This is a genomic window from Actinocrinis sp. (assembly GCF_035605935.1).
Taxonomy (GTDB): Bacteria; Actinomycetota; Actinomycetes; order Streptomycetales; family Catenulisporaceae; genus Actinocrinis.
In genome coordinates this window covers 1-2882 of the sequence record NZ_DATNGK010000288.1, presented here as the reverse complement: position 1 = coordinate 2882, position 2882 = coordinate 1, and the positions used below count along the sequence as shown (strand labels likewise).

The window sequence follows — 2882 nt, the reverse complement described above, 5'->3', positions numbered from 1 at the left end:
GGCCGTGATCCTGCTGATCGTTTTCTTCCGCCGCGAGCGCCGGCTCACCAGGTTGCAGAAGGATCCGCTCGTCGATCTTCGGCTATTCCGCGTGCCGTCGTACGCCGCTGGGGTGCTCTTCGCACTCGCGTACTTCCCGGCGATGGCCGGCCTGCCGCTCGTGCTCGCGATCTACTACCAGGATGGTCTCGGCTACACGGCCTTGCAGTCCGGACTCGGCGTCACGGCGTACGCGATCGGCAGCGCGATCGGCGCACCGCTAGCCGGCCGCTTCGTCACCCGGATCGGGCGCCCCCTCCTACTCGTCGGGCTGGCCTCGTTCGCGGTCGGCGCGATCGCGCTGGCGGTGCTGGCCGGATACGGCGCGGTGGCGCTGGCGCCCGCCCTGTTCCTCATGGGCGCCGGATCCGGCGCAATCATCACGCCCAACCAGGCGCTCTCATTGATGCGGATCGACCCGGTCGCCGGCAGTACCGCCGGCGGTGTCCTGCAAACCGCACAACGTATCGGCATCGCGATCGGACAATCAGTCATCGGCGCCACGTTCTTCGCTGCCCTCGGCCGCGGCGGCTATGCGCACGCACTCCGCGTCGGCGTCATAGCTGCGCTGGCTTTTCTTGCCATCGCGGCCGCGATCACCGTGGCCGACCTGATCCAAACTCAGCGGCGGATAGCAGCCTGAAACGATCGGCGCGCAAACACCGTTCTTTGAACAACACATTGCACCCGTACCCAGTTCTCGGACGAGAGGAGGGAAATGAGGTGGAACGTGTGACGCCCGGAGTGTGGCGGGAGCCGATCGTGGTTGCCGACTCATCGGACGGGCTGCGGGTCGACCGCATCCACTACCCACCAGGAGGCCATACGCACTGGCATCTCCACACCAGAGAGCAGGTCCTTTATGGCGAGCTGGGCCGGGGCTGGATCCAGTTCGAAGGCGGCCATCCGGCGGCGCTGACTCCAGGTCAGGTGATCCAGGTTCCGGTCGGTGCGCGGCACTGGCACGGCGCCGCTTCGGACGGGTCACTCGTCCATCTAGCGGTCACCGCCGGTGGAGACACCGTGTGGCTTGGTGAGGTGAGCGCCGAAGAGTACGTCGGCTGCGACGGGGTATACGCCACAGACGCCGCGGATCCGGATTCGGACGTCGGTACCTAGCGATGCAATAGCGCGCGGGCTGCGCCGATCAACCGTTCCATTGCCGCCACCGAGCCCGGCGACCGAGAGCTCACCCGGTGGGATCAAGCCGGAACGCACGAATGAGTCGGGTCATGACGGCCTGCGGGTCATCCAGCACAGCGGCCATGTCCTGCGTGACGGCGTCCTCGACCAGTTCGGCGAGACGATCGGGGAACACGGTCGGCCGGCCAACCGCGAAGGCGTCGAGGGATCGGTCGGCGACCGAGCGGGGTGACGCTTTCGGGATGTCCAGACCGGTCGTCATGTCGGTGTCTATGAAGCCTGGGAACGTACTGGTCACGGTGACGCCGTCCGTCCGCAGCTCGGCCCGCACACCGGCGGCCAACATCATGGCCGCGGCCTTGCTCGCGCTGTAGATCGGCGAGCTTCGCGAGATGACAAGCGCGGCCAGGGATTGGACGAACAGGATGCCCCCGCGATGCCTCGCCAGGTGCGGCGCAAAAGCACGTACCAGACCCAATGGCCCGAAGAAGTTCACCTCCATGGCGGAGCGGAACTCTTGCTCGGCCTGGTCCTGCAGCACCGGCAACTTGCAGGGCCGCCCCGCATTGGACACCACGACGTCGACGTCAGGAAGATCGTCCGCCAAGCGCCGGACAGTCTCCTCGTCGGTGACATCCAGCTGGACGGGGACGACTCGGTCGCCGTGGTTCTCGACGGCGTCCGCGAGGGCGTCAATGCTCCGGGCGGCAGCGTAGACGCGCTCGGCACCACGAGCCAGCAGCGCCTCCACGAAGTGACTGCCCAATCCGCGGTTCGCGCCCGTCACGAGTGCGTGCGCTCCACGAAACTGCATGGCAACTCCTAAAAGGGGGCTTGATTTCGGCCGGCCGACTCGTGTACAACGTACGGTGTACACCGGTCAATGTAAATAGCGTGGAGCGTGGAAGGTGGCATGGTGAGCGCACGGTTCGACGGCAAGGTTGCAGTTGTCACCGGCGCGTCAAGCGGAATCGGGGAGGGCATCGCCCGCCGTGTCTCCGGCGAAGGCGCACAATGCGTCCTCGCTGACGTGCGTGAGGACCGAGGCCGAGCCGTCGCGGAGTCGTTGGGTCCCGCTGCCCGGTTTCTGAAGGCTGACGTGAGCGACGAGGCTGACGTGGCTGGCATGGTCGACTATGCCGTCGCGGAGTTCGGGCGCCTGGATTGCTTGTTCAATAACGCAGGTGTACTCGGCGTGACCGGTTCGCTCGTCGACACCGACCGCGCCGACTGGGACCGGACCATGGCCATTCTGCTCACCAGCGTGTTCCTCGGGATCAAGCACGGCGCTCGGATCATGCGGGCGCAGGGCTCGGGTTCGATCGTGAACACGGCGAGCACGGCGGGGGTCCGTGGCGGCCTCGGTCCGCATGCGTACACCGCGGCGAAGCACGCGGTCGTCGGCCTGACCGCCTCGGCCGCGGTGGAGTTGATGCCCGCCGGCGTGCGCGTCAACGCAATCGCACCGGGCGCAACGGTAAGCGGCATGACTGCCAGCGTCGTGGCTGGCGACGCCGAAGCGCTCGATGTTGTCGAGGAGCGACTTGCCGGGCGGTTCGGTCGCGCCGCGCGGCCGGAGGACATCGCAGCGGCGGCCGCGTTTCTCGCCAGTGACGAGGCTTGGTACGTCAACGGCGCGTGCCTCGTCATCGATGCGGCGGCCGAAGTGGCCGGTACGAAGGCGCGCCGGTACTTCGGTC

General features: G+C 67.2%; 4 protein-coding genes. 3 read left to right on the top strand and 1 reads right to left on the bottom strand.

The annotated features are described in order from the left end of the window. Positions 1–682 (top strand): MFS transporter (locus VN779_RS23185; RefSeq protein WP_325726851.1); only part of this gene is annotated, 682 nt, incomplete at its 5' end. An 80-nt stretch (positions 683–762) separates the two neighbouring features. Further along, entirely contained in the window at positions 763–1158 is a 396-nt protein-coding gene (locus VN779_RS23180) for a cupin domain-containing protein (protein WP_325726850.1), read from the top strand. A 70-nt stretch (positions 1159–1228) separates the two neighbouring features. Here the strand turns inward: VN779_RS23180 and VN779_RS23175 are convergent, their stop codons facing one another. After that, the gene (locus VN779_RS23175) at positions 1229–1969 is read right to left on the bottom strand and encodes an SDR family NAD(P)-dependent oxidoreductase (protein ID WP_325726848.1); all 741 of its coding nucleotides are present in this window, start codon (positions 1967–1969) and stop codon (positions 1229–1231) included. Positions 1970–2098: 129 nt separating this feature from the next. Here VN779_RS23175 and VN779_RS23170 point away from each other — a divergent pair. After that, the coding region (locus VN779_RS23170) for a glucose 1-dehydrogenase (protein ID WP_325726846.1) at positions 2099–2882 on the top strand (784 nt) is incomplete at its 3' end.